Raw genomic sequence first — 25451 nt, 5'->3', positions numbered from 1 at the left:
GTTTTCAATGCGGTATCGCAGCAGCGCAGCAGACCGTAAACAGGTTCTGAGCGCCGCGGCCCCTCCGCGCCGGCAGCCTCGACGCCGCCGGCCGCCCACCCGAGCAGAGGAGAAACGCCATGCAACAAAGATCGCCGCGCTTGCCGAGCGCAACCCAGGTTGTCGCGGTGATGGCCGGTTTCATCGCCATCATGTTTCTATTCCTTAACGTGCTGGACCTGCCCATCCAACTGGCGCTGTTCAGCAGCTGGTTCCTGGTGATAGGGCTGGGCAACTGGCTGGGCCGCAGTTACGACGATATGCAGCAAGGCCTGATCCAGGGCATCCACAACGGCATGGTGGCGGTGCTGGTGCTGATCACCGTGGGCGCGCTGATCGGCACCTGGATCGCCGGCGGCGTGGTGCCGGCCATCATCTACTACGGCCTGGCCATCATGAGCCCGCAGATCTTTCTGTGCGCGGCCTTCATCATCTGCATGCTGACTTCGTTGGCCACCGGCACCTCCTTCGGCACCGCCGGCACGGCGGGCATCGCGATGATGGGCATAGGCTACAGCTTCGGCATGCCTTTGCCGCTGGTGGCCGGCGCGGTGATTTCCGGCGCCTATGTCGGCGACAAGATGTCGCCGCTGTCGGACACCACGGTGATGACCGCCTCTCTGTGCAAGGTGGATCTGATCGACCACATCCGTTCGATGATGTGGGTCAGCGTGCCGGCCACCTTGCTGACCGCGCTGTTGTTCCTCGGCGTCGGTTTCTTCTATGTCGACGCCGGCCTGGACACCGGCCGCGCCGATCTGGCGATGCAGGCCTTGGGCTCGCACTTCACCGTCAACGGCTGGCTGCTGCTGCCGGCGGCGGCGGTGATCACGATGTTGACGATGCGGCTGCCGTCCATCCCGGTGATCTGCTCGGGGGCGGTGATGGGCATCGTCTGCGCCTGGTGGGCGCAGGACATGCCCGTGCTGGACGCGGTGCGCACCGCGTACTTCGGCAACCGCACCGCGTCCGACGTGGAGTTTCTCAATACCTTGCTCAACCGCGGCGGCATCGAATCCATGCTCAGCGTGATCGCGCTGATCCTGTTCGCCCTGGGTCTGGGCGGCCTGATGGAACGCGCCGGCATCCTGGAGGTGATCAGCGCCAACTTCCTGCGCTGGGCCAATAATCCGGGCCGTTTGACCGTTTCGACGATTCTGGGTGGCTTCTTCGGCAACTTCTTCGGCGGCGCCGCCTATGTGTCGCTGATCACCGCCAGCACCATCACCGAGCGCAATTACGATCTGCAGGGCATAGAGCGCCGGGTGCTGTCGCGCAATGTTGAAGCCGGCGGCACGGTGACCGCGCCCATGGTGCCCTGGAGTGACGGCGGCGTGTTCATGGCGGCGACGTTGGGCGTGTCCACGCTGCAGTATCTGCCCTTTCTCTGGTACCACCTGCTGGTGATCGCCATCAGCGTGTTCTACGGCTACGCCGACATCGCGATCTGGCGCGTCCGCTCCGCGCCCGCCGCCGCCGCGCCGGCTTGAGCCGCGCGACCTTCTTCCACCCGTAAGTACAAAGGAAACTCCCATGCAAGAACAAGGCATTCTGGTTCCCATCGTCACGCCGTTCGACCGCGACGGCCGCCTGGACCTGGCGGCGCTGCGGCAGCTGATCGAGCGTTTCATCGAGCAAGGCGTCGCCGGCGTCGTCGCCTGCGGCACCACCGGCGAATACTACGCGCTGGACGAGGGCGAGCGCCGCCAAGTGCTGGAGTGCGTGGCCCAGGCGGGCAAGGGCCGGCTGCGGCTGATCGCCGGCGCCAACGACCTGTCCACCCGCGGCGCGATCGCGCGCGCGCGCCAGGCGGCGGAGCTGGGCTACGAGGCGCTGATGCTGGCGCCGCCGGCCTACAGCCTGCCGGACCAGGCCGGCATCGTTGCCCATTTCAAGGCGGTGGCCGCCGCCAGCGCGCTGCCCATCATTCTCTACAACTTCCCGGCGCGCGCCGGGGTCGGCATCGACATCGACAGCGTGGCGGAGCTGAGCCGCGAGCCCAATATCGTCGGCATCAAGGAAAGCAGCGGCGATTTCAGCCGCGCGCTGGCGCTGATCCAGGCGAAATTGCCGGATTTCGAGGTGATCTGCGGCTGCGACGACCAGGCGGCGGATTTTCTGTTCTGGGGCGTGCGCAGCTGGATCAGCGGCGCGGCCAACGTCTTTCCCGGCGAACAGGTGGCGATGCTGAACGCCGCCAAGGTCGAGGACTGGGCGCGGGTGCGCGCGCTGATGGCGGCGATGTATCCGGCGATCCAGGCGATGGAATCCGGCGGCTACAACCAGAAGGCCAAGCTGGGCGTGCGTCGCCACGGCGTCGAGGCCGGCGATGTGCGCCTGCCGCTGCTGCCCTTGCCGGGCGCGGAAGCCAAGGCCTTCCTCGACGCGCTGGCCGCGTTCGATCGTTAACAGGAGACTGAGATGCCATTAAGCAAGGAAACGGTATTCGAGCAGGCCCGCGCCGGGCAATTATGGGCCGGCCTGCTGATCCCCGGCCATGAGGGCAAGGGCGCGCGGCTGGACAATCGGACGCCGATGGACAACAGCCTGATCGGCCATGTCGCCGCCGGCGACGCCGCCGACGTCGACGCCGCGGTGGCGGCGGCGCGCGCCGGCTTCGAGTCCGGCGAATGGTCGCGCCGGCCGCCGGCCGAGCGCAAGCAGGCGATGCAGCGCTGGGTGGCGCTATTGCAAGAACACGTCGAGGAGTTGGCGGCGCTGGACTGCATCGACGCCGGCAAACCCATCACCGAATGCCTGAACACCGATCTGCCGGCCACGCTGGACACCTTCGGCTGGTACGCGGAGGCGATAGACAAGTGCTACGGCAAGGTGGCGCCCACCGGGCCGGAGGCGCTGGGCTTCATCGTCAAGGAGCCGATAGGCGTGGTGGGCGCGGTGCTGCCGTGGAACTTCCCGGCGCAGATGTACGCGTGGAAAGTGGCGCCGGCGCTGGCCGCCGGCAACTCGGTGGTGGTGAAGCCGGCCAAGCAGACCTCGCTCAGCGCCTATCGCATCACCCAGCTGGCGCATCAGGCCGGCATTCCCGCCGCGGCGCTGACCCTGGTCACCGGCTCCGGCCAGTCGGTGGGCGAGGCGTTGGGCCGGCATCCGGACGTGGACATGGTGTCCTTCACCGGCTCCACCGAAGTGGGGCGTTTGTTCCTGCAGTATTCCGCCGAGAGCAATCTGAAGGAAGTGGTGCTGGAGCTGGGCGGCAAGAGTCCGCAGCTGGTGTTCGAGGACGCCGAGCTGGACGAGATCGTCGACGACGTGCTGGCCGCGGCCTTCTGGAATATGAGCGAGAACTGCAGCTGCGGCTCGCGCTTGATCGTCGCCGCCAGCGTCAAGGACGCCTTGCTGGAGAAGCTCAAGCGACGGCTGGCCGGCTGGAAGCTGGGCCTGCCCACCGATCCGACGGTGCAGGTGGGGCCGCTGGTGGAACAAGCCCATTTCGAGCGGGTGAAAGCCTATCTGGACGCGGCCAAGGCCGAGGGCGCGCGGCTGGTGCACGGCGGCCGCATCCACGCCGAGCTGGGCAGCGGCTGGTATATCGAACCCACCATTTTCGACCAGGTCGACGCCAAGATGCGCGTCTTCCAGGAGGAAATCTTCGGCCCGATCCTGGCGGTAAGCACCTTCGACAGCGAGGAAGAAGCGGTGCGCCTGGCCAACGACAGCGTCTACGGCCTGGCCGCCTCGCTGTACACCCGCGACGTCAGGCGCGCGCAGCGCGTGGCCGCCGCCTTGCGCGCCGGCACGGTGTCGGTCAACGGCTTCTCCGAGGGCGACATCACCACGCCCTTCGGCGGCTTCAAACAATCCGGCTTCGGCGGGCGCGACAAAGGCCTTGAGGCGCTGGAGCAATACCAGCAGACCAAGACCATCTGGTACGTGAACTAGCTTGAGGCCCGGCGCCGCCGGCGCGGCGCCGGGCGTTTTGCGCAGCACCCATCCAAAACAAAGGAGAGACGAGATGAAAACCATTTTCCCCCTGCGGGCGGCGCTCGCCGGCGCCGCGCTGCTGATCGGCGCCTGGCCGGCGGCCGCCGAAACCCTGGTCAAGATAGGCTTCGCCTCGCCCTTGTCCGGCCCGCAAGCCCATTACGGCAAGGACAATGAAAACGCCGCGCGGCTGGCGGTGGACGAATTGAACGCGCGCAAGCCGCAGATAGGCGGCCAGCCGGTGCGCTTCCAGTTGCTGGCGGAGGACGACCAGGCCGATCCGCGCATCGGCACCCAGGTGGCGCAACGCTTCGTCGACTCCGGCGTCAAGGCGGTGCTCGGCCATTTCAATTCCGGAGTGTCGATTCCGGCTGCGCGTCTTTACGCCGCCGCCGGCATTCCGCAGCTATCGGTGTCCACCAACCCGGCCTATACCCGGCAGGGCTACCGCACCGCCTTCCGGCTGGTGGGCAGCGACAGCCAGGTGGGCGCTGCGCTGGGCCGCTTCGCGGTGCAGACGCTGAAGGCGAGCAGCATCGTGGTGATAGACGACCGCACCGCCTACGGCCAGGGCATCGCCGACGAGTTCGCCAAGGCGGTGCAGGCCAGCGGCGGCAAGATCGCCCGCCGCGAGTACACCAACGACAAGGCCAGCGATTTTTCCGCCATCCTGACCGCGGTCAAGCCGCTGCGGCCGCAGGTGATCTTCTACGGCGGCGCCGACGCCCAGGCCGCGCCCATGGCCAAGCAGATGAAGCGGCTGGGTCTGGACGCGCGCCTGCTGGGCGGCGACATGCTGCAAACGCCCACCTTCCTCAGCCTGGCCGGCGACAGCGCCGGCGGCCACTTCGCCGGCATTCCCGGCGGCCAGTTGAACGACAGGCCGGCGGGCAAGGCTTTCCGCCAGCGCTATCAGGCGCGTTTCAAGCAGGATGTGGTGAGGCTGGGGCCGCAGTTCTACGACGGCATGATGATGGTGGCGGCCGCCATGCAGCAGGCGGGTTCGGTGGAGCCGGCGCGATTCATGCCGGTATTGGCCAAGCTCAGCTACGCCGGAGTCAGCACCGATTTTTCCTTTGACGCCAAGGGCGATCTCAACAAGGCGGCGGTGACGATTTCCGAAGTCAAGAACGGCCAGTGGACGACACGGGCGGTGATGCAGTGAGGTAGTGAAAGGAGGGTGGGATGAGGCGGTATGCCCAAGGACAATTGGATGAATGGCTGACATTCGCGCGGGAGCTGGTGGCGGACAGCCGCGGCTTGCTGGCTTCCCGTACCGACTGGAGTTCGCAGTTCAAGCCGGACCGCACTCTGGTGACTCAACTGGATCTGGAGATTGAGCAAAAGCTACGCGAGCGCATCCTGCGGCGTTATCCGGACCACGGCGTGCTGGGCGAGGAGTTCGGCGCCAGGGAGCGGGACGCGGAATGGCTGTGGGTGCTGGACCCCATCGACGGCACCGCCTCCTTCATGGCCGGCATGCCGGTCTACGGCAGCCTGATCGCGCTCTTGCATCAGGGCGTGCCGGTGCTGGGCGTGATCGACCAGCCGGCCACCGACGACTGCTGGATAGGCCGTCGCGGCCTGCCCACCTTATTGTTCAAGCGCGACGGCGGCCGCGAATGCCGGACCCGAGCCTGCGCCAGCCTGGAGCGGGCCTTCGTCTCGGTCAGCAGCCCGGATTTTTTCCTGCCGGAAGAAAGGCCGGTATGGCAGGGCTTTTGCGAGCGCACGGGCTGGCGGGTCTACGGCGGCGCTTGCCGCAGCTACGGCCTGCTGGCTTCCGGGCGCACCGACCTGGCGCTGGACGCCGGCCTCAAGCTCTACGACTACGCGGCGATGCGGCCGGTGATCGAGGGCGCCGGCGGCGTGATCAGCGATTGGGAGGGCCGGGCAATCACGCTGGACAGCGGCAGCCGGGTAGTGGCGGCCGGCGATCCGGCCCGCCACCGCGAGGCGCTGGAGCTGATTCAGCGGCTGGCTTGAGGCAAAGCGCGCAAAGACGCGCTGGTCACAACGGCGCCGCCGTCGCGGCGGCGCGGACAGAGGAGAACGCACATGTCGCTGAGAACATGGCTGAGCTGGCTGCGCGCGCAGCCGGAGGCGCCGGTGGACAAGAACCAGGAGGAAATCAACGCCAGCTACCGCCATTGGCGCCTCCACATCATGTTGGGCTTGTACGCCGGCTACGCCGTCTACTATTTCACCCGCCGCAGTTTCAATTCCATCCTGCCGGCGATGTTGGACGACCTGGGCTGGGAGCGGGCCGCCGGCGGCGCCATCCTGTCGATGTTCTACATCGTCTACGGCGTGTCGCGCTTCGTGTCCGGCATGATGAGCGACTTCGCCAATCCGCGTTACTTCATGGGCCTGGGCCTGATCGCCACCGGCGTCATCAACATTCTGTTCGGCTTCAGCAGCAGCTTGCTGGCCTTCACCGCGCTGTGGACGCTGAACGCCTTCTTCCAGGGCTGGGGCTGGCCGCCGTGCGCCAAGTTGATGACGGCCTGGTACTCGCGCAACGAGCGCGGTTTCTGGTGGGCGATCTGCAATACCTCGCACAATGTCGGCGGCGCGCTGATTCCCTTGCTGGCGGGCGCCTTGGCGATGGCCTACGGCTGGCGCTACGGCATGATCGTGCCGGGGGTGATCGGCATCGCCGTCGGCCTGTTGCTGTGCGTCCGCCTGCGCGATCGGCCGGCGTCCATGGGCCTGCCGACGGTGGGAGCCTGGCGGCGGGACGAACTGGAGCTGGAGCAGGAGAGGAATAGCGCCAAGCTGCCGATGTGGCAGGTCTTGCGGCGTTATGTGTTCGGCAACCGTTTCATCTGGCTGCTGGCCGCGTCTTATCTATTCGTCTATGTGGTGCGCATCGGCATCAACGATTGGGGCAACAAATTTCTACAGGAGCAGCATGGCTACGCCTTGCTGAAGGCCAACTCGGCGATTTTCTGGCTGGAGGTGGGCGGCTTCATCGGCACCATCGTCGCCGGCTGGGGCTCGGACCGTTTTTTCCGCGGCAACCGGGTGCCGATGAATATCATCTTCACGCTGGGCATCCTGCTGTCGGTGCTGCTGCTGTGGACCTTGCGGGTGGATCACTACCTGTTGATCGCCGGCAGCTTCTTCTTCATCGGTTTCTTTATTTTCGGCCCGCAGATGCTGATAGGCATGGCGGCGGCCGAGGCCGCGCACAAGGAGTCGGCGGGCGCGGCCACCGGTTTCGTCGGCGTGTTCGGCTATCTGGGGGCGGCGCTGTCCGGCTACCCGCTGGCCAAGGTGACCGACGCCTGGGGCTGGGACGGGTTTTTCCTGGCCTTGTCCGTGACCACCATGCTGTCCGCCGTCTTGCTGCTGCCCCTGCTGGGGCAGCGCAAGCGGGTCAAGCTGGCGGATGAGCGGATCTGAGGCTCAGCGGACGTTGGCCGGGCTGAGCAGCTCGGCCAGCAGGGGGACGCCGGAGCGGTGTTGCAGCGGATCGAAGAAGCTGAAGTTCAAGCGCATCGCGTTGCCGGTGTCCTGTCCCGGGGTGTGGAACATCTGGGACGGCGCGAAGTGCAGCCCCTGTTGCATCGCCATCGGCAGCAGGCGGCGGCAGTCGACGCCGGGCGGCAGCTCCACCCACAGGAAGTAGCCGCCCTGCGGCCGGGCCATCCGGCAGTCGGCCGGGAAATGGGCGGAGATCTGCTGTTGCAGCGCGGCCAGATTGTTTTGCAGACGCTGGCGCAACAGGCTGAGCATGTCCTCGTGATGGCCGCCGGCCAGCAAGCGCGCCAGCGCCATCTGGCTGGGCAGCGGGGTGGCCAGCGAGCTGCACAGCTTGAGGCCCAGAATGCTGTCGCGGAAGCGTCCGGCGGCGATCCAGCCCACGCGATAGCCGGGGGCCAGCGATTTGCTGAAGGAGGAACAGTGCAGCACGCTGCCGCGCTGATCGAAAGCCTTGAGCGGCAAGGGCGCGCCTTCGCCGAAGTACAGCTCGCGATAGGTGTCGTCCTCGATGATGGGCACGCGGTGGCGTTCCGCCAGTGCCAGCAGCGCGGCTTTTTGCGAATCGCTCATCACCTGGCCGGTGGGGTGCTGGAAATTGGGCATGGCGATGATGCCGGCCGGCTGGTGCTGGATCAGCAGCGCTTCCAGCCGCTCCAGGTCCAGCGGCTGCCCCGGCGGACAGTTGAAGCCGACGGCGCGTAGTTCCAGGTGTTCCAGTTGTTCGAAGATGGGCGGGAAAGCCGGGGTGATCACCAGCATGCAGTCGCTGCCGCTGAGGCGGGCCACCGAGCGGATCGCCAGGTTCAGCGCCTCCATGCCGCCGCAGGTGATCAGCATTTCCTCGCCGTCCAGCTCCACGCCCTGGGCGAGATAGCGCAGCGCCAGTTCTCGGCGCAGCCCCTCGTAGCCCTCGCTGTCGGTGCTGGACAAGGCGTAGCGGTAATCGCTGAGCGCGCGAGTCAGCGCGCGGGTCAGCGGCGTGGTGTTGATCAACACCGGGTTCATGAACGGGCAGCCCCAGGGCATGGGCAGTGCCATGGTCAGGTGCTCGGCGCGGAACTCGCCCGGGTGGTCCGGCAGCGGCGGCGATTGGCGCAGCGACAGCGAGGACAGGCCCAGCACCCGGAAACCGGAGCGGGGCAGGGACTCGATCAGGCCTTGTTTCTCCAGCTCGGCGTAGGCGCGTTGGGCGGTGGTGATGCTGACCTTGTGGTCCAGGCATAGCTTGCGCAGCGAAGGCATGCGATCGCCGGGGCGCAGATGGCCTTGCTCGATGGCATGGCGAAAGCGCTGGCTCAGTTGACTGGTCTTGCTCATTGTATTCCTGGCGGTTGAGCCGCGGCGGCGTTGCGCCGCGGCATGACTCCTGATGGACTGCCTAGGGCCGCCGACGTTTGCTTGGCGCTGAAAAACATCGGCGGGTCCTAGATTCATTCGCCGATGAAGCTGGATTTTTCCCTGATCATACTACCGTCATGGCTCAGCGAGCTGACCACGAAGTAGATGTCGTGCGCGCCGCGGGTGGCGTGCTCGGGCTCGGCCTGCACTCGCACGGTGACGGTCTCGGTGCGGGTGGGCGCGACTTCGACCACCTGGCCCGGCTTGTCCAGCCTCAGGCTGGGCAGGCCTTCCACCTGGATCTTGAAGCGCTGCGCCTGTTCGCTGGTGTTGATCAGCTTCAGGTTATAGCTGTTTTCCAGCAGACCGTCGTCGGTGGCGCGCACCAGGACCGCGCGGTCGCGCAGCACGTCCACCTTGAACGGTTTTTTCAGGATCAGCGCGGTGGTGGACAGGGCGATGATGCCGGCCAGCAGGCTGGAGTAGACGATGACCCGCGGGCGATGGCTGCTGCTGGGGCGTTCCGGCTTGCCGGCGGCTTCCAGCGCGGCGGCGCTGGTGTAGCTGATCAGCCCGCGCGGCGCATGGATCTTGTCCATTACCTGATCGCAGGCGTCGATACAGGCGGCGCAGCCTATGCACTCGTATTGCAGGCCGTTGCGGATGTCGATGCCGGTGGGGCAGACCTGGACGCAGATGCCGCAATCGATGCAGCTGCCGCGCGCCTTGTCGGCCGCCTGCTTGCTCTTGCCGCGCGGTTCGCCGCGGCGGTTGTCGTAGGAGATGATCAGGGTGTCGTTGTCGAACATCGCGCCCTGGAAGCGCGCGTACGGGCACATGTGCAGACAGACCTTCTCGCGCAGCACGCCGGCCAGCAGCCAGGTGAAACCGCCGTAGAACAGGATCCAGAAGCTTTCCCACGGGCCGTAGGCCAGGCTGGGCGCGGCGGCGGCCAGCTCGCGCACCGGGGTGAAGTAGCCGACCAGAGTGAAGCCGGTGATCAGCGAGAACAAGCCCATCAGCCCGTACGACAGCGTCTTGCGCGTGAACTTGTTCACGCTCATCGGCGCCGCGTCCAGTTTGCGGCGGGCGTTGTGATCGCCCAGGGTCAGCCGTTCTATCCACAACATGATCTGGGTGTAGACTGTCTGCGGACAGCTGTAACCGCACCAGAGCCGGCCGGCCAGCGCGGTCCACAGGAACAGGCCCAGCGCGCAGATCACCAGCAAGGCGGCGAAAAAGATGAAGTCCTGCGGCCAGAAGGTGAGGCCGAAGATCAGGAAGCGATGTTGTTCCAGATCCAGATGCACAGCCTGCCTGCCGTTCCACTGCAACCAGGGCAGGCCGAAGAACGCCAGTTGGGTAGCGAGAACCATGAACACCCGAACGTTGTTGAAGCGGCCGGTGGTCAGGCGCGGATAGATTTTGATGGGGACGGCTTGCTGGCTAGACATGGCAAAATGACCATTGGATGAAAACCCCTTATTAGTACTGCTTGGGATCGGTACAAACAATGAACAGTTGTCTTTGAAAATGTGTATACAGAGCCGTCTGTCTATATACAGATGCGGGCTTGGGCTTGAGCGTGGACATGGAAAACCCCAAGTAAAAACAAGGGGTTTTCCATGCGGCGAACGGGCGGAGCCCGGATATTGCCCCGCTTTGTCTGGTATTGAACGCCAGGCGCTGTGCTGATCGCCTCAGCACAATAATCCTGCCGAGTTTGTGGGTTTTTTGGGATTTTATCGTGCAAGCTGCGGAAAAAGCCGGTAAATCCCATCCACGATGATTTCCACCGACACCGCCGCCAGCAGCATGCCCATCACCCGGTTGACGATGTTGATGCCGGTCTGCCCCAGCAGGCGGGACAAGGGCGAGGCCAGCACCAGCGCGCCGTAGCAGGTGATGGCCACCAGCAAACTGCTTACCAAAAGGTAAACCACCTGTACCCACGACGAGGCCGTCGTCGCATAGATGATCACGGTGGAGATGGTGCCCGGCCCGGTCATCAGCGGGATGGCCAGCGGCACCACGGCGATATTGGTCTTGGTTTCCGCTTCCTCGCGCTCCACCTTGGTGGTCTTGGTCGGTCCCGGTTTGGCGTTCATCAGCGCGATGGCGATCAGCATCACCAACAGGCCGCCGCCCACCTGAAAAGAGCCGACGCTGATGCCGAGAAAGCGCAGCAGGGTCTCGCCGACGACGGCGAACAGGCAGAGCACGATGGCCACGGCGATGGCCGTGGTCTTGGCGATCTTCTTGCGCTCCAGCTGGTTGGAGGTGGGCGTCAGGCTGATGAAGATGGGAATGGCGCCCAGCGGATTGACCAGCACCAGCAGCGCGATGAATATTTTTGCGATTTCGACTTCCATGGTTCGGATCATACCTTTCGCTGGAGGCCGCCGCATTCAGGCGGGAGACGAGAAGCGTCGACGCCGCGCCACGGCGGCGTGCCGCAAAGCAAAAAAACCGGCCGCGCCAGGCGCAACCGGTTTCAGCATAGCCGGAATTCGGCTTAGTCAGTGTTCAGCAGCAGTTCCAGCGTGTGGCGATAGATGGCGGACAAGGGCTCGACATCGGCCGCCTCCACGCACTCGTTCAGCTTGTGGATGGTGGCGTTGACCGGGCCGAACTCCACCAGCTCGCGCGCGATGCGCTTGATGAAGCGGCCGTCGGAGGTGCCGCCGGTGGTGGAGAGCTCGGCCCGGCGGCCGGTGGCGTCGGCGATGGCGAGGCCAAGCGCCTCGGTGAGCTTGCCCGGCTGCGTCAGGAAAGGCTGGCCGGACAATTGCCAGTGCAACTCATAGCTCAGGCCGTGGCGGTCCAGAATGGCGCAGACGCGCTCCTTCAGCGATTCCGCGCTGCTCTCCGGCGAGAAGCGGAAGTTGAAGCGGATGTCGCAATGGCCGGGAATGATGTTGCTGGCGCCGGTGCCCGCATGGATGTTGGACACCTGCCAGCTGGTGGGCGGGAAAAAGGCGTTGCCCTCGTCCCAGCGCGTCTCCGCCAGTTCGGCCAGCGCCGGCGCCATCAGGTGAACCGGGTTCTTGGCCAGGTGCGGATAGGCGATGTGGCCCTGGATGCCGTGCACGATCAAATGGCCGGACAGCGAGCCGCGGCGGCCGTTCTTGATGGTGTCGCCCAGCGCCTGGTCCGAGGTGGGCTCGCCGACGATGCAATAATCTATGGTTTCGCCGCGCGCCTCCAGCGCGTCCACCACCTTGACGCTGCCGTCCACCGCCACGCCTTCCTCGTCCGAGGTGATCAGGAGGGCGATGGAGCCGGGGTGTCTGGGATGGCGGGCGACGAAGTCTTCGCAGGCGGTGACGAAGGCGGCCAGCGAAGCTTTCATGTCGGCGGCGCCGCGGCCGTAGAGCAGGCCGTTGCGGATGGTGGGTTCGAAGGGCGGGCTGTCCCATTGCTCCAGCGGACCGGTGGGCACCACGTCGGTGTGGCCGGCGAAGCAGACCAGCGGAGCTGCGTCGCCGCGGCGGGCCCAGAAGTTGTCGACCTCGCCGAAACGCATGCGCTCCACGCGAAAGCCTATGGCTTCCAAGCGGGCGATCATCAATTCCTGGCAGCCCTGGTCGCGCGGGGTGACCGAATCCAGCCGGATCAGCTGCCGCGCCAGTTCTAAGGTTGCGCTCATTTCAGCAGGCGCTCCGCCCAGTCGGCTTCGACGAAGCCGACGCTGATCTTGCCGCCGGCGTCCAGCACCGGGCGCTTGATCACAGAGGGATTGGCCTGCATCAAGGCCAGCGCGGCCGGCAGTTGCTCGGCGCCGGCCTTGACCGCGTCCGGCAGCGCGCGCCAGGTGGTGCCCTGGCGGTTGATCAGCTTGGCGAGGCCGACCGCGGCGGCCCAGCGCTCCAGGCTGGCGGCGTCCGCGCCTTGTTTCTTGAAATCATGGAAGTGGTAGTCGAGGCCGTTGTCGCTCAGCCATTGGCGCGCTTTTTTGACGGTGCTGCAATTGGGTATGCCGTAAAGAGTAATCATGGGTGGGTTTACAGGTCCAGTTTGATGCTGTCGAAGCTTGGCGGCTCGCCGCCGGCTTGCTTATCGTCGCCGCTCGCCGCTTTTTCCTTGCTCTGATTGATCAACCAGTACAAGTTGGTGGGCGAGTCGGCGTTTCTCAGGGCCTCGTCCAGGCTGATGCGCCCCGTGCTGTAGAGCCGGTACAACGCCTGTTCGAAGGTTTGCGAGCCATCGCTCATGCTGCTTTCGATGGCCTCCTTGATTTTGTCTATCTCTCCGTTTCGGATCAACTCCGAAATGCGCGCGGTGTTGATCAGGATTTCGATTGCCGGCACCCGGGCGCCGTCCACCGTGGGGATCAGCCGTTGCGAAACCACCGCCTTCAGCGCGGAGGACAGGTCCATCAGCAAGGCGGCGCGGCTTTCCGCCGGGAAGAAATTGATGACCCGGCTCAGCATGTGATAGCTGTTGTTGCCGTGCAGCGTGGAGATGCACAGATGGCCGGACTGGGCGTAGGTCACCGCCTGGGTTAGGGTTTCCGGGTCGCGGATCTCGCCTATCATCAGCACGTCCGGCGCCTCGCGCATCGCGTTTTTCAGCGCGCGGGCGTAGGAGAGAGTGTCGAAGCCCACTTCGCGCTGGTTGACGATGGACTTGTCGTGGCGGAACAGGAATTCGATCGGGTCTTCCACGGTGAGGATGTGGCCGCTCATGCTCTGATTGCGGGTTTGCAGCATGGCCGCCACGGTGGAGCTTTTGCCGGAACCGGTGGAGCCGACCACCAGGATCAGGCCGCGCTTGAGCTTGATCAGTTCGCTGAGCACCGGCGGCAGCTGCAAATGCTCCAGCGACGGAATATTGGGCAGGATGTAGCGCACCACCATGCCCACGGAGCCGCGTTGCCAGAAGATATTGATGCGGAAACTGCCGAGGCCGGGCACCGGGTGGCCCAGGTTCATTTCGCGTTCCTGTTCGAAGACGCCGATTTCCTCTTCGCTCATCAGGCTGTAGGCCAGCTGTTTGACCATGTCTGCGGTCAGCGGTTTTTCGTTCATCGGCAGCAGCTCGCCGTTCTGCTTGATCATCGGCGGGGAGAAGCTGGTGAAGAACAGATCGCTGGCGCGGCGTTCGGCCATCAATTTGAAAAACGGCAGCATCAACATAATCGTGCACCCGAAGCGGCAAGGTTTATCAATGGAACGGTTCTTTTAAAGTGTAGCCGGCCCGCGCCCAAAAAAAACGCCGCCCGACAGCGCGGGCGGCGGCGATTTCATGGCGTCCGCATGGATCAGGCGGGTTTGGCGCCGCTGTTCTCATCGCGCAGCGCGCGGCGCAGAATCTTGCCGACATTGGTCTTGGGCAGCTCGTCGCGGAATTCCACCAGCTTGGGCACCTTGTAGCCGGTCAGATTGTCGCGGCAGTGCTGGATGATGTCTTTTTCCGTCAGCGCGCGGTCTTTGCGCACCACGAAGACCTTGACCACCTCGCCGGACTTGTCGTCCGGCACGCCGATGCAGGCCACTTCCAGCACGCCGGCGTGGCCGGCCACCACGTCTTCGATCTCGTTGGGGTAAACGTTGAAGCCGGACACCAGGATCATGTCCTTCTTGCGGTCCACCAGTTTGACGAAGCCGTCCGGCGTCAGCATGGCCATGTCGCCGGTGGCGAGGAAGCCGTCCGGGCTCAGCACCTTGGCGGTTTCGTCCGGGCGGTTCCAATAGCCTTTCATCACCTGAGGGCCGCGGATGCACAGCTCGCCCTGCTCGCCGGGGGCCACTTCCTCGCCCTCGGGGCCGCGCAGCTGCATCTCGGTGGAGGGCACCGGCACGCCGATGGTGCCGTTGTAGGCGGCGAGATCCAGCGGATTCATGCACACGGCCGGGCTGGCCTCGGTCAGGCCGTAGGCTTCCACCAGGGTGACGCCGGTCACTTGCTTCCACTTGTCCGCCACCGCCTTTTGCACCGCCATGCCGCCGCCCAGCGCCAGGCGCCAGGTGGAGAAGTCGAGCTTGGCGAATTCCGGATTGTTCAGCAGCGCGTTGAACAGGGTGTTGACCCCGGTCATGCAGGTGATCGGGTACTTGCCCATTTCCTTGATGAAGCCGGGGATGTCGCGCGGATTGGTGATCAGGATGTTGAGCGCCCCCACTTCGGTGAACACCATCAGATTCGCGGTCAAGGAGAAGATGTGATAGAGCGGCAGCGCGGTGACGATGATTTCCTGTCCCGGGCGGATCACCGGCTTCACCCACTCGCCGGCTTGCAGCATATTGGCGACGATATTGCGGTGAACCAGCATCGCGCCCTTGGAGACGCCGGTGGTGCCGCCGGTGTATTGCAGGAAGGCGATGTCGTCGTGGCCCAGCTCCACCGGCCGGTAGGGCGCGCGCGCGCCGCGGGACAGGACGTCGCTGAAGCGGACATGGCCGGGCAGGCGCCACGGCGGCACCATCTTCTTGACCTTGCGCACCACGAAGTTGACCAGCATGCCCTTGGCGAAGCCCAGCATCTCGCCGATGGAGGCCACGATCACGTGCTTGACCTGGGTGCGCGGCAGCACCTGTTCCAGCACGCTGGCGAAGTTCTCCAGGATCACGATGGTTTCCGCGCCGGAGTCCTTCAGCTGATGCTCCAGCTCACGCGGGGTGTACAGCGGATTGACGTTGACCACGGTGCCGCCGGCGCGCAAGGTGCCGAACACCGCGACCGGATATTGCAGCAGATTGGGCATCATCACCGCCACGCGGTCGCCCTTCTGGAGCTTCAGCTCATGCTGCAGATAGGAGGCGAACTGGCCGGAGAGCTGGTCCATCTCGCGGTAGCTGAGTTCTTTGCCCATGCAGGCCAGGGCGGGGCGGTCATGGAATTTCTTGACGCTGCGGTCGAAGACTTCGACCACGGATTGAAACTGGTTGATGTCGATTTCGTGAGCTACGCCCGGCTGGTAGTTTTTGAGCCACACCTTTTCCATAAATCCCGGTTTCTCCATCGTGCTGGTTAACGAGAGTCGCGCCAGCGTATCGCGCGCCGGCGGGCGTCGTACCTATTTGGTGACTATATATTTGTTATGTCGCGGCGGCTTGGCCGCTCATGACGTCAAACTGCTGTTTGAGTGCCCGGTAATGTACCGTAACTGGAACCGCTCGCAAAGAAGTCCGGCGCAAACAGCCGTCCGGTCCCGTTGGAGGCGGGCGGTTCGCCGGTTTTCTTTTTCAATGGAATAGGTTACAATCGCGTCGGTTAGGGATGGGCGTTTCGCCCATTTTTTATTTGTGGAAAAAGCAATGGATGTTCGTTTGCTGCTGGAAAACACCCTGCCGGGTCTGGGCTACGAGTTGGTCGATTTCGAAATGACCCCAGGGGGCGGTTTTCGCGTTTTTATCGACAAGCCGGGTGGCATCACCGTGGAAGATTGCGTCCAGGTGAGCAATCACTTCACCCGCCTTTTCATGGTCGAGAACATCGACTACGAGCGACTCGAAGTGTCTTCGCCGGGCTTGGACCGTCCGCTGAAGAAAGAGGCTGATTTCGTCCGCTTCGCCGGTAAGCTTGCCAAGATCAAGACGCGCATGCCGATCGAGCAGCAGAAGAAATTTACCGGTCGTCTTGCCGGGGTCGAGGAAGACTCTGTGAAGCTGGATGTGGATGGCCGCATCGTGGCGATTCCGTTTGCCAATATCGACAAGGCCAGGCTGGAGCCTGAGTTTTGATGTCTGGACGGCCATAAGCCACGCAAAAGGACAAAAATCGGAGAGGAATGAATGAGTCGCGAGATTTTGTTGCTGGTGGATGCCCTGGCGAGCGAAAAGAATGTCAGCAAGGATGTGGTGTTCTCCGCCCTTGAGATGGCGCTTGCCTCGGCAACCAAGAAAAAGTTTACCGATGACGAGATGGACGTGCGCGTCGAAATCGACCGCCACAGCGGTCAATATCAGACCTTCCGCCGCTGGTTGGTGGTGGAAGACGAACTGCTGGAATCGGAAAGCAAGGAAATCGGCGTAATCGACGCGCGCGAGCGCGATCCGCGCATTGAAGTGGGCGCGTTCATCGAGGAGCCGATGGAGGCGGTGGAGTTTGGCCGCATCGGCGCGCAAACCGCCAAGCAAGTGATCCTGCAACGCATTCGCGACGCTGAGCGCGAGCAGCTGCTGAACGAGTTCCTGCAGCGCCGCGAGCACCTGGTGACCGGCACCATCAAACGCATCGAGCGCGGCAACGCCATCGTGGAATGCGGCAAGCTGGAAGCGGTGCTGCCGCGCGATCAGATGATCCCCAAGGAAAACCTGCGCGTGGGCGACCGCGTCAAGGCTTTCCTGTTGCGCATCGATCGTCTGGGTCGCGGCCCGCAGCTAGTGCTGTCGCGCACCTCTCCGGATTTCCTGACCAAGCTGTTCGAGCTGGAAGTGCCGGAAATCGACGAAGGCCTGCTGGAGATCAAGGCCGCCGTGCGCGACGCCGGCATGCGCGCCAAGATCGCCGTCAAGGCCAACGACGCGCGCATCGATCCGCAGGGCACCTGCATCGGCATGCGCGGTTCCCGCGTTCAGTCGGTCAGCCAGGAGCTGGGCGGCGAGCGCATCGACATTGTGCTGTGGGCGCCGGAACCGGCTCAGTTCGTGATCAACGCGCTGTCGCCGGCTGAAGTCAGCCGCATCATGGTGGACGAAGACAACCACAGCATGGACGTGGTGGTGGAGGAGGAGCAACTGGCGCTGGCCATCGGCCGCAGCGGCCAGAACGTCAAGCTGGCCGCCGAGTTGACCGGCTGGTACCTCAACATCATGACCGTTGCCGAGGCTGAAGAAAAGCATCAGGCGGAAGACGCCGCCGTGCGTGATCTGTTCGTGAACGCCCTGGGCGTGAGCGAAGACGTCGCCGCCGTACTGGTGCAAGAAGGCTTTGCCGCTTTGGAAGAAGTGGCGTATGTGCCGATTGCGGAGATGCTGGAGATTGAAGGGTTTGATGAGGAGCTGGTCAACGATCTGCGCATCCGCGCACGTGACGCTCTTTTGACACAGGCTATTGCGTCCGAAGAAAAGGTGGAAAGCGTTTCCGATGGCCTGCGCGATATCGAGGGCCTGGACGCCGAGCTGGTTCGCAAGCTGGCCGAAGGCGGCGTGATCACCCGCGACGATCTGGCCGATTTGGCCGTGGACGATCTGGTGGACATGACCGGCATGGAGGCCGAGACCGCCCGCGCCGTCATCATGAAGGCGCGCGAGCACTGGTTCGACCAGTAAGGCCTGTCCGGAAAGAATTTACAGAATTTGGGAAGACGCATGGTTTTGACAAACGTAAAACAATTTGCCAGTGAGCTTAACCTCACACCGGAACGCCTGCTGGAACAGCTGGGCGCGGCCGGCGTGAGCAAACGCTCGCCGGATGACGCGCTATCCGCGCAAGACAAGTCCCAGCTTCTTGACTATCTGAAGCGCTCCCACGGTGCGCGCGACGAAGAGTCGCGCATCGCCCTGACGCGCAAGTCCACCAGCGAGATCAAGACCGCCGACGGCAGCACCGTCAAGGTGGAGACCCGCAAGAAGCGCTTCGTGGTGCGTCCGGAAGAGGCGTCCGCGGCTCAGCCCGCCGCGGCCGAGTCCAGCCCGGTGGAGCCGGTGAAGGCGCCGGAACCGGCGCCGGCTCCGGCGGTGGAAGCCAAGCCCGAACCGAAACCGGAAATCAAGCCCGAGCCCAAGCCGGAACCGGCTCCGCAAGCCGCGGAAGCCAAGCCCGAGCCCAAGCCGGCTGAAGCGCCGCGCCAGGAAGCCGCCAAACCGGCCGCTCCCAAGCCGGCCGCTCCGGCGCAGCGTCCGACCGTGGCCTCCATCCTGAGCCCGGAAGAAATCGCCGCTCGCGAAGCCGAGGAAAAGCGCCAGGCCGCTTTCCGCGCCCGTCAGGAAGCGCTGATGCGCGAAAAGATCGAGCGCGAAGAGCGCCGCCAGGCCGCGCGCCAGGCCGCCTTGCAACCGCCGCCGGCTCCCGAGCCGGTGCGCGCCGCTGAGCCGCCGGCTCGCCGCGAAGAACCGCGCCGCGACGACCGTCGTCCGGCCGGCGCCGGCGACAACCGCGGCCCGCGCCCGGCTGGCGACAACCGTGGCCCGCGTCCGGCTGGCGACAACCGCGGCCCGCGCCCGGCTGGCGACAACCGTGGTCCGCGCCCGGCTGGCGACAACCGCGGCCCGCGTCCGGCTGGCGATAACCGCGGTCCGCGCCCGGCTGCTGCCGGCGCGCCCGGCGCCCCGGCGGTTCCGGCCACCGTGGCCGGCCGTCCCGACGCCAAGAAAGGCGGCGGCGGCAAGAAGGGCGGCGATCGCTGGGACGAAGGCAAGAAGGGCGGCCGCGGTCTGAGGACCAAGGGCGGCGATGCCGGCAACGACTGGAAATCCCGCGGCGGCAAGAACCGTCACAAGCAGAACAATCAGCACGCCTTCCAGGCGCCGACCGAACCCATCGTGCATGAAGTGCTGGTGCCGGAAACCATTTCCGTCGCCGATCTGGCGCACAAGATGGCCGTCAAGGCCGTCGAGGTGATCAAGGCGCTGATGAAGATGGGCATGATGGTGACCATCAACCAGGTGCTGGACCAGGAAACCGCGATGATCGTGGTGGAAGAAATGGGTCACGTGCCGAAGGCGGCTCAGGCCGACGATCCGGAAGCCTACCTGGAACTGGGCGGCGCCGAGTCCGCGGTGGAAGTCGTGGAACTGCCGCGCTCCCCGGTGGTGACCGTGATGGGTCACGTCGACCACGGCAAGACCTCGCTGCTGGACTACATCCGCCGCGCCAAGGTCGCCGCGGGCGAAGCCGGCGGCATTACTCAGCACATCGGCGCTTACCACGTGGAAACCCCGCGCGGCATGATCACCTTCCTGGACACCCCGGGTCACGAAGCGTTTACCGCGATGCGTGCCCGCGGCGCCAAGGCCACCGACATCGTGGTGCTGGTGGTGGCGGCCGACGACGGCGTGATGCCGCAAACCATCGAAGCCATCCACCACGCCAAAGCGGCCAAGGTGCCGATGGTGGTGGCGGTGAACAAGATCGACAAGCAGGGCGCCAACGTCGAGCGCATCCGTCAGGAACTGGTATCGCATGAAGTGGTGCCGGAAGACTGGGGCGGCGACACTCAGTTCGTCGAAGTGTCGGCCAAAATGGGCCAGAACATCGACGCGCTGCTGGAAGCCATCCTGCTGCAAGCCGAAGTGCTGGAGCTGAAGGCTCCGGTGGAAGCGCCGGCCAAGGGCATCATCGTCGAGGCTCGCCTCGACAAGGGCCGCGGCCCGGTGGCCACCTTGCTGGTTCAATCCGGCACCCTGAAGAAGGGCGACGTGGTACTGGCCGGCACCGCCTTCGGCCGCGTCCGCGCGATGATGGACGAAAACGGCAAGGCCATCGAATCCGCCGGTCCGGCGATTCCGGTGGAGATCCTGGGTCTGTCCGACGTGCCGCAAGCCGGCGAAGACGCGATGGTGCTGACTGACGAGAAGAAGGCGCGTGAAATCGCCCTGTTCCGCGCCGGCAAGTTCCGCGACGTGCGTCTGGCCAAGCAGCAGGCGGCCAAGCTGGAGAATATGTTCGCGCAGATGGCGGAGGGCGAGGTGCAAACCCTGTCCATCATCATCAAGGCCGACATGCAAGGTTCCTACGAAGCGCTGGCCGGCAGCTTGCAAAAGCTGTCCACCGACGAAGTGCGCGTGGGCATCCTGCACTCCGGCGTGGGCGGCATCTCGGAATCCGACGTCAACCTGGCGATCGCCTCCAAGGCCATCGTGATCGGCTTCAACACCCGTGCCGATGCCGCCGCCCGCAAGCTGGCGGAGAGCGAAGGCGTGGACATCCGCTACTACAACATCATCTATGATGCGGTGGACGAAGTGAAAGCGGCGCTGTCCGGCATGCTGGCTCCGGAGAAGAAAGAACAGATCCTGGGCACGGTGGAAATCCGTCAGGTGATCCCGGTGTCCAAGGTGGGCAATATCGCGGGTTGCATGGTGACCGACGGCATGATCAAGCGCACCGCTTCGATCCGTCTGATCCGCAATCACGTGGTGGTGCACACCGGCGAACTGGATTCCCTGAAGCGCTTCAAGGACGACGTGAAGGAAGTGAAGCAGGGCTACGAATGCGGCCTGATGCTGAAAAACTTCAACGACATCCAAGAAGGCGACCAGCTGGAAGCGTTCGAAATCGTGGAAGTGGCGCGCTCTCTGTAAGCGAGACGCCAAGGGCGGGCGCCGGTCTGACCGTGAGGTCGGCGGGCGCTCGCCTTTTTTCTTGTTTGAATTAGCCACGGAAGTACACGGAATGAATGGCGCTGAATGAGGGGGCCTGATTCGGTGGACAAGGGGGCGCCGCCGATGCGCGCTTTCCGTGCCGTTCCGTGTGCTTCCGTGGCTAATTAATCAATTTATTGGAAATGCTATGGCCAAAGCCAAAAAAGGTTTCTCCCGTTCCGACCGCATCGCCGAGCAGATTCAGCGCGAACTGGCGGAACTGACCCGCAAGGGCCTGAAAGATCCGCGCGCCGGTTGGATCACCATCACCCTGGTGCAAGTGACCCGCGACTATTCGCACGCCAAGGTGTTCTACACCGTGATGGACGAGAAGACGCGCGAAGCCACCCAGGAGGCGCTGGAAAGCTCGGCCGGCTATCTGCGCTCCGAGCTGGGCCGCAGCATCAAGATCTTCACCACGCCGCAGCTGCACTTCGTCTACGACGAATCGGTGGAGCGCGGCATGCATATGACCAGCCTGATCAATCAGGTGGCGCGCGAGGACGCCGAGAAGTTCGGCGGCCAGGAAGCCGCGGCCGGCGAGGACGGCGCCGAGGGCAAGGAATGAGCAAGCCGCGCAGCAATCGCCGCCTGATAGACGGCGTGCTGCTGATCGACAAGCCTTACGACATCTCCAGCAACGGCGCGCTGCAAAAGGCGCGCTGGCTGCTGAACGCCGCCAAGGCCGGCCATACCGGCGTGCTGGACCCGCTGGCCACCGGCCTGCTGCCGGTCTGCCTGGGCGAGGCCACCAAGTTTTCCTCCTATCTGCTGGACGCGGACAAGGGCTACCGCGCCACGGTGAAGTTCGGCGTGGTGACCACCACCGGCGACGTGGAGGGCGAGGTGGTGTCCGAACGTCCGGCGGCTTTCGACCGCGACGGCCTGCTGGCGGCGATGGCGGCCTTCTGCGGCGAAATTTCCCAGGTGCCGCCGATGTATTCGGCGCTCAAGCATCAGGGCAAGCCCTTGTACGAGTACGCGCGCGCCGGCATCGAGATCGAACGCGAGGCGCGGCGGGTGCATATCCGCAAGCTGGAGTTGATCAGCCTGGACGGCGACACCGCGGTGATCGACGTGCTGTGCAGCAAGGGCACCTATATCCGCACTCTGGCCTGCGACATCGGCGAAGCCCTGGGCTGCGGCGCGCATCTGACCGGCCTGCGCCGCACCGCCACCGGCGGTTTTTCGCTGGACGAGGCCTTGCAACTGGCGGATATCGAAGCGCTGGAAATGCCGCAGCGCGAGGCCTTGCTGTTGCCGGCGGACATCCTGGTGCGCCATCTGCCCGAGGCGGAACTGGCGGCCGAGGAGGCCGGTAAATTCATGCACGGACAGCCCGTGCGTTTTACCGAAAAATGTGCGAAAATGCAGCGTTTCCGGATTTACCGCGAGGGAAGCCGGGAATTCTTGGGGCTGGGCGAGGCGCGCGACGATGGTCGCCTGCATCCGATCCGGCTCCTGGCGAGCAAGACGGCGACGTCTTGAACGCCGACGGCCGCAAGGCCGCTTTACCGGAGTGTTGATGGGTTGTCAGGGTTTAGGCCATGGCTGCTCGCTGCACTTGTCGGGTTGAAAGACCCCTACTGATAATTTGGAGTTACCCCAAATGGCAATGACCGCCGCTCAAAAAGCAGACATCGTTAAAGACTTCCAGCGCAGCGAAGGCGACACCGGTTCGTCCGAAGTGCAAGTGGCTCTGTTGACCGCTCGCATCAACGACCTGACCCCGCACTTCAAAGCCAACACCAAGGACCACCACAGCCGTCGTGGCCTGTTGAAGCTGGTAAGCCGTCGCCGTCGTCTGCTGGATTACCTGAAGCGCACCGATGCCGATAGCTATCGCGCATTGATCGCTCGCCTGGGCCTGCGCAAGTAAGGTTGGGTTTTGGAAAAGTCGCAGCGTGCTGCGACTTTTTCATGCCGCATGCAAGATCGCGAGCATTATTGCTGTAACAACGGGGGGAGCCTCTAAAAATTCGGATCGGCGCTGTTGGTCGGAATTTTTAGGGGTTCCCGTTGTTTTTTCGGCTTGCGATTATTTGTCACACACAAAGAAATAGGGAAACCCTGTGTTCAATAAAATCACCAAGTCTTTCCAGTACGGCCGTCACACCGTCACCCTGGAAACCGGCGAAGTCGCCCGTCAGGCGTCTGGTTCCGTCATCGTCTCCGTTGAAGACACCGTCGTGCTGGTCTCCGTGGTGGGCGGCAAGAACGTCAAGCCGGGCCAGGACTTCTTCCCGCTGACCGTGGATTACCTGGAGCGCACCTACGCCGCCGGCAAGATCCCGGGCGGTTTCTTCAAGCGCGAAGGCAAGCAGTCCGAGAAGGAAGTGCTGACCAGCCGCCTGATCGACCGTCCGATCCGCCCGCTGTTCCCGGAAGGCTTCTTCCACGACGTGCAGATCGTCGCCACCGTGATGTCGCTGAATCCTGAAGTGGATTCCGACGTTCCGGCGATGATCGGCGCTTCCGCCGCTCTGGCCATTTCCGGCCTGCCGTTCGCCGGCCCGATCGGCGCCGCCCGCGTGGGCTACGCCAATGGCGAATACATCCTGAACCCGACTCGCACCGAGCTGGCCGCGTCCGAAATGGACCTGGTGGTCGCCGGTACCGAGCGCGCGGTGCTGATGGTGGAATCCGAAGCCAAGGAACTGCCGGAAGCCGTGATGCTGGGCGCCGTGGTGTTCGGTCACGAGCAGATGCAAGCCGCGATCAAGGCCATCAACGAACTGGCCGACGAAGTGAACCCGGTGATGTTCGACTGGGCCGCTCCGGTGGCCGATGAGGCGCTGATCGCCCAAGTGCGCGCCATCGCCGGCGAGCAACTGGCCAACGCCTTCCGCCTGCGTCAGAAGCAAGCCCGCACCGTGGCGATCAACGAAGCCTGGAGCGCGGTCAAAGCCGGTCTGATCGACGAAAACACCGACACCCTGAAGGCCAATGAGATCAAGGGCATCTTCAAGGGCCTGGAAGCCGAAATCGTTCGCGGCCAGATCCTGGCCGGCGATGCGCGCATCGACGGTCGCGACACCCGCACCGTGCGCCCGATCAGCATCCGCAACAACGTGCTGCCGCGCACCCACGGTTCCGCGCTGTTCACCCGCGGCGAAACCCAAGCCATGGTGGTGACCACGCTGGGCACTAAGCAGGACGAGCAGATCATCGACGCGCTGGCCGGCGAATACACCGAGCGCTTCATGCTGCATTACAACTTCCCGCCGTACTCCACCGGCGAAGCCGGCCGCATGGGCCCGCCGAAGCGCCGTGAAATCGGCCACGGCCGCCTGGCCAAGCGCGCGCTGGTTGCCGTGCTGCCGCCGGAATCGGAGTTCGGCTACTCGATGCGCGTGGTGTCGGAAATCACCGAATCCAACGGCTCCTCGTCGATGGCTTCCGTGTGCGGCGGCTGCCTGTCGCTGCTGTCCGCCGGCGTGCCGCTGAAGGCGCACGTGGCCGGCATCGCCATGGGTCTGATCCTGGAAGGCAACCGCTTCGCGGTGCTGACCGACATCCTGGGCGATGAAGATCACCTGGGCGACATGGACTTCAAAGTGGCCGGTACCGCCGCAGGCGTGACCGCGCTGCAGATGGACATCAAGATCCAGGGCATCACCAAGGAAATCATGCAGGTGGCGCTGGATCAGGCCAAAGAAGGCCGCATGCACATCCTGGGTCTGATGAAGGAAGCCGTGGACGGCCCGCAAGAGCTGTCCGCTCACGCTCCGCGTCTGTACGTGATGAAGATCAACCCGGACAAGATCCGCGAAGTGATCGGCAAGGGCGGCGAAACCATCCGCTCCATCACCAAGGACACCGGCTGCGAGATCAATATCGAGGAAGACGGCACCATCACCATCGCTTCGGTCAGCAACGAAGGCGCGGAAGCCGCCAAGAAGCGCATCGAAGAGATCACCGTTGAAGTGGAAGTGGGCAAGGTGTACGAAGGCACCGTGGTCAAGATCCTCGACAACAACGTCGGCGCCATCGTGTCCATCCTGCCGGGCAAAGATGGTCTGGTCCACATTTCCCAGATCGCCAACGAGCGCATCAAGAACGTGGCCGACTATCTGAAAGAAGGCCAGGTCGTGAAGGTCAAGGCCATCGAAATGGACGACCGCGGCCGCATCCGCCTGTCCATCAAGGCCCTGCTGGAAGAAGAAGCCAAGACCGCGCAGGCGACTGCCGATTCCTTCGGTCTGAAAACCCAGTAAGCCAGCCTGAGCGCCGCTCCGATACGGAACGGCCGCCGGCTAGCATCACCCCCTGCCATGGCAGGGGGTTTTTTTACGTCCGCTTTTAGCGCTTGCTTATTGCCGTCATGTAGGGTCTTTATGTTTGTCGTGCTAACTTACATGTCTTTTGATTGGAATGTTATGCATGAAAATG

20 protein-coding genes are annotated in these 25451 nt (G+C 64.2%); 13 read left to right on the top strand and 7 right to left on the bottom strand.

Features of this window, described 5'->3' with window-relative positions:
• The first annotated feature begins 119 nt into the window (after positions 1–119).
• The 6 genes from nhaC (at position 120) to uhpC (ending at position 7392) form a co-directional block, all read left to right on the top strand.
• Positions 120–1529 carry a Na+/H+ antiporter NhaC gene (nhaC, locus tag QUG03_RS13485; protein WP_107799024.1) on the top strand — a complete coding sequence of 470 codons (1410 nt, stop codon included), beginning with the start codon at positions 120–122 and terminating at the stop codon, positions 1527–1529.
• A 43-nt stretch (positions 1530–1572) separates the two neighbouring features.
• Positions 1573–2448 (top strand): 4-hydroxy-tetrahydrodipicolinate synthase, encoded by an 876-nt coding sequence (dapA, locus tag QUG03_RS13480; RefSeq protein ID WP_500820209.1) that lies wholly within the window; start codon positions 1573–1575, stop codon positions 2446–2448.
• A gap of 12 nt (positions 2449–2460) precedes the next feature.
• Positions 2461–3942: an aldehyde dehydrogenase gene (locus QUG03_RS13475; protein ID WP_107799026.1), complete on the top strand. Its 1482-nt coding sequence runs from the start codon at positions 2461–2463 to the stop codon at positions 3940–3942.
• A 73-nt stretch (positions 3943–4015) separates the two neighbouring features.
• Entirely contained in the window at positions 4016–5149 is a 1134-nt protein-coding gene (locus tag QUG03_RS13470; protein WP_107799027.1) for a branched-chain amino acid ABC transporter substrate-binding protein, read from the top strand.
• 20 nt (positions 5150–5169) lie between these two features.
• Positions 5170–5970, top strand: coding sequence for an inositol monophosphatase family protein (locus tag QUG03_RS13465; protein ID WP_107799028.1), 801 nt, complete (start codon positions 5170–5172; stop codon positions 5968–5970).
• Positions 5971–6042: 72 nt separating this feature from the next.
• Positions 6043–7392 (top strand): MFS transporter family glucose-6-phosphate receptor UhpC, encoded by a 1350-nt coding sequence (gene uhpC, locus QUG03_RS13460; RefSeq protein WP_107799029.1) that lies wholly within the window; start codon positions 6043–6045, stop codon positions 7390–7392.
• 3 nt (positions 7393–7395) lie between these two features.
• Here the strand turns inward: uhpC and QUG03_RS13455 are convergent, their stop codons facing one another.
• The 7 genes from QUG03_RS13455 to QUG03_RS13425 form a co-directional block, all read right to left on the bottom strand.
• Positions 7396–8790 (bottom strand): aminotransferase-like domain-containing protein, encoded by a 1395-nt coding sequence (locus tag QUG03_RS13455; RefSeq protein ID WP_158274263.1) that lies wholly within the window; start codon positions 8788–8790, stop codon positions 7396–7398.
• Between the two features lie 113 nt (positions 8791–8903).
• Entirely contained in the window at positions 8904–10265 is a 1362-nt protein-coding gene (ccoG, locus tag QUG03_RS13450) for a cytochrome c oxidase accessory protein CcoG (protein ID WP_500820208.1), read from the bottom strand.
• Positions 10266–10553: 288 nt separating this feature from the next.
• Complete coding sequence (locus QUG03_RS13445; protein ID WP_019103674.1) at positions 10554–11183, bottom strand: MarC family protein; 630 nt, start codon at positions 11181–11183, stop codon at positions 10554–10556.
• Positions 11184–11326: 143 nt separating this feature from the next.
• Complete coding sequence (gene dapE / locus QUG03_RS13440) at positions 11327–12460, bottom strand: succinyl-diaminopimelate desuccinylase (protein WP_500820207.1); 1134 nt, start codon at positions 12458–12460, stop codon at positions 11327–11329.
• Positions 12457–12807 (bottom strand): arsenate reductase, encoded by a 351-nt coding sequence (locus QUG03_RS13435; RefSeq protein WP_500820206.1) that lies wholly within the window; start codon positions 12805–12807, stop codon positions 12457–12459. The genes dapE and QUG03_RS13435 overlap by 4 nt, the downstream gene beginning before the upstream one ends.
• Before the next feature lie 8 nt (positions 12808–12815).
• Complete coding sequence (locus QUG03_RS13430) at positions 12816–13943, bottom strand: PilT/PilU family type 4a pilus ATPase (RefSeq protein ID WP_233246666.1); 1128 nt, start codon at positions 13941–13943, stop codon at positions 12816–12818.
• 131 nt (positions 13944–14074) lie between these two features.
• Positions 14075–15757, bottom strand: a complete 1683-nt coding sequence (locus tag QUG03_RS13425) for a long-chain-fatty-acid--CoA ligase (protein ID WP_227107488.1) — start codon at positions 15755–15757, stop codon at positions 14075–14077.
• 313 nt (positions 15758–16070) lie between these two features.
• On the opposite strand from QUG03_RS13425, the gene rimP reads away from it, so the two are divergent.
• The 7 genes from rimP to pnp all read left to right on the top strand — a co-directional run bounded on the left by rimP (position 16071) and on the right by pnp (position 25276).
• Positions 16071–16496, top strand: a complete 426-nt coding sequence (rimP, locus tag QUG03_RS13420; RefSeq protein ID WP_048409119.1) for a ribosome maturation factor RimP — start codon at positions 16071–16073, stop codon at positions 16494–16496.
• A 51-nt stretch (positions 16497–16547) separates the two neighbouring features.
• Positions 16548–18026, top strand: a complete 1479-nt coding sequence (nusA, locus tag QUG03_RS13415; RefSeq protein WP_235089524.1) for a transcription termination factor NusA — start codon at positions 16548–16550, stop codon at positions 18024–18026.
• 39 nt (positions 18027–18065) lie between these two features.
• A complete protein-coding gene (gene infB / locus QUG03_RS13410; protein WP_486636818.1) occupies positions 18066–20999 on the top strand; it encodes a translation initiation factor IF-2 in 2934 nt (977 codons plus the stop codon).
• Positions 21000–21207: 208 nt separating this feature from the next.
• Positions 21208–21627 carry a 30S ribosome-binding factor RbfA gene (gene rbfA, locus QUG03_RS13405; protein WP_107800119.1) on the top strand — a complete coding sequence of 140 codons (420 nt, stop codon included), beginning with the start codon at positions 21208–21210 and terminating at the stop codon, positions 21625–21627.
• Positions 21624–22547, top strand: coding sequence for a tRNA pseudouridine(55) synthase TruB (gene truB / locus QUG03_RS13400; protein ID WP_500820205.1), 924 nt, complete (start codon positions 21624–21626; stop codon positions 22545–22547). Before rbfA ends, truB begins: the two co-directional genes overlap by 4 nt.
• 121 nt (positions 22548–22668) lie before the next feature.
• Positions 22669–22938 carry a 30S ribosomal protein S15 gene (gene rpsO, locus QUG03_RS13395; RefSeq protein WP_019104449.1) on the top strand — a complete coding sequence of 90 codons (270 nt, stop codon included), beginning with the start codon at positions 22669–22671 and terminating at the stop codon, positions 22936–22938.
• 193 nt (positions 22939–23131) lie between these two features.
• On the top strand, positions 23132–25276 hold the full coding sequence (gene pnp, locus QUG03_RS13390; protein ID WP_107800117.1) for a polyribonucleotide nucleotidyltransferase: 2145 nt from the start codon (positions 23132–23134) through the stop codon (positions 25274–25276).
• Positions 25277–25451 lie beyond the last annotated feature (175 nt).

Source organism: Chromobacterium sp. CCUG 30098 (genome assembly GCF_059916605.1).
The sequence above is the reverse complement of the archived record's forward strand: the minus strand, read 5'-3'. Positions and strand labels throughout refer to the sequence as shown.

Coding starts and splice junctions, on each gene's coding strand:
- rpsO (WP_019104449.1), top strand. CDS start 22,669: ATGGCAATGACCGCCGCTCAAAAAGCAGACATCGTTAAAGACTTCCAG.
- ccoG (WP_500820208.1), bottom strand. CDS start 10,265: ATGTCTAGCCAGCAAGCCGTCCCCATCAAAATCTATCCGCGCCTGACC.
- rbfA (WP_107800119.1), top strand. CDS start 21,208: ATGGCCAAAGCCAAAAAAGGTTTCTCCCGTTCCGACCGCATCGCCGAG.
- QUG03_RS13430 (WP_233246666.1), bottom strand. CDS start 13,943: ATGCTGCCGTTTTTCAAATTGATGGCCGAACGCCGCGCCAGCGATCTG.
- QUG03_RS13445 (WP_019103674.1), bottom strand. CDS start 11,183: ATGGAAGTCGAAATCGCAAAAATATTCATCGCGCTGCTGGTGCTGGTC.
- QUG03_RS13425 (WP_227107488.1), bottom strand. CDS start 15,757: ATGGAAAAGGTGTGGCTCAAAAACTACCAGCCGGGCGTAGCTCACGAA.
- rimP (WP_048409119.1), top strand. CDS start 16,071: ATGGATGTTCGTTTGCTGCTGGAAAACACCCTGCCGGGTCTGGGCTAC.
- dapA (WP_500820209.1), top strand. CDS start 1,573: ATGCAAGAACAAGGCATTCTGGTTCCCATCGTCACGCCGTTCGACCGC.
- QUG03_RS13465 (WP_107799028.1), top strand. CDS start 5,170: ATGAGGCGGTATGCCCAAGGACAATTGGATGAATGGCTGACATTCGCG.
- nhaC (WP_107799024.1), top strand. CDS start 120: ATGCAACAAAGATCGCCGCGCTTGCCGAGCGCAACCCAGGTTGTCGCG.
- uhpC (WP_107799029.1), top strand. CDS start 6,043: ATGTCGCTGAGAACATGGCTGAGCTGGCTGCGCGCGCAGCCGGAGGCG.
- QUG03_RS13455 (WP_158274263.1), bottom strand. CDS start 8,790: ATGAGCAAGACCAGTCAACTGAGCCAGCGCTTTCGCCATGCCATCGAG.
- nusA (WP_235089524.1), top strand. CDS start 16,548: ATGAGTCGCGAGATTTTGTTGCTGGTGGATGCCCTGGCGAGCGAAAAG.
- dapE (WP_500820207.1), bottom strand. CDS start 12,460: ATGAGCGCAACCTTAGAACTGGCGCGGCAGCTGATCCGGCTGGATTCG.
- truB (WP_500820205.1), top strand. CDS start 21,624: ATGAGCAAGCCGCGCAGCAATCGCCGCCTGATAGACGGCGTGCTGCTG.
- QUG03_RS13435 (WP_500820206.1), bottom strand. CDS start 12,807: ATGATTACTCTTTACGGCATACCCAATTGCAGCACCGTCAAAAAAGCG.
- infB (WP_486636818.1), top strand. CDS start 18,066: ATGGTTTTGACAAACGTAAAACAATTTGCCAGTGAGCTTAACCTCACA.
- QUG03_RS13470 (WP_107799027.1), top strand. CDS start 4,016: ATGAAAACCATTTTCCCCCTGCGGGCGGCGCTCGCCGGCGCCGCGCTG.
- QUG03_RS13475 (WP_107799026.1), top strand. CDS start 2,461: ATGCCATTAAGCAAGGAAACGGTATTCGAGCAGGCCCGCGCCGGGCAA.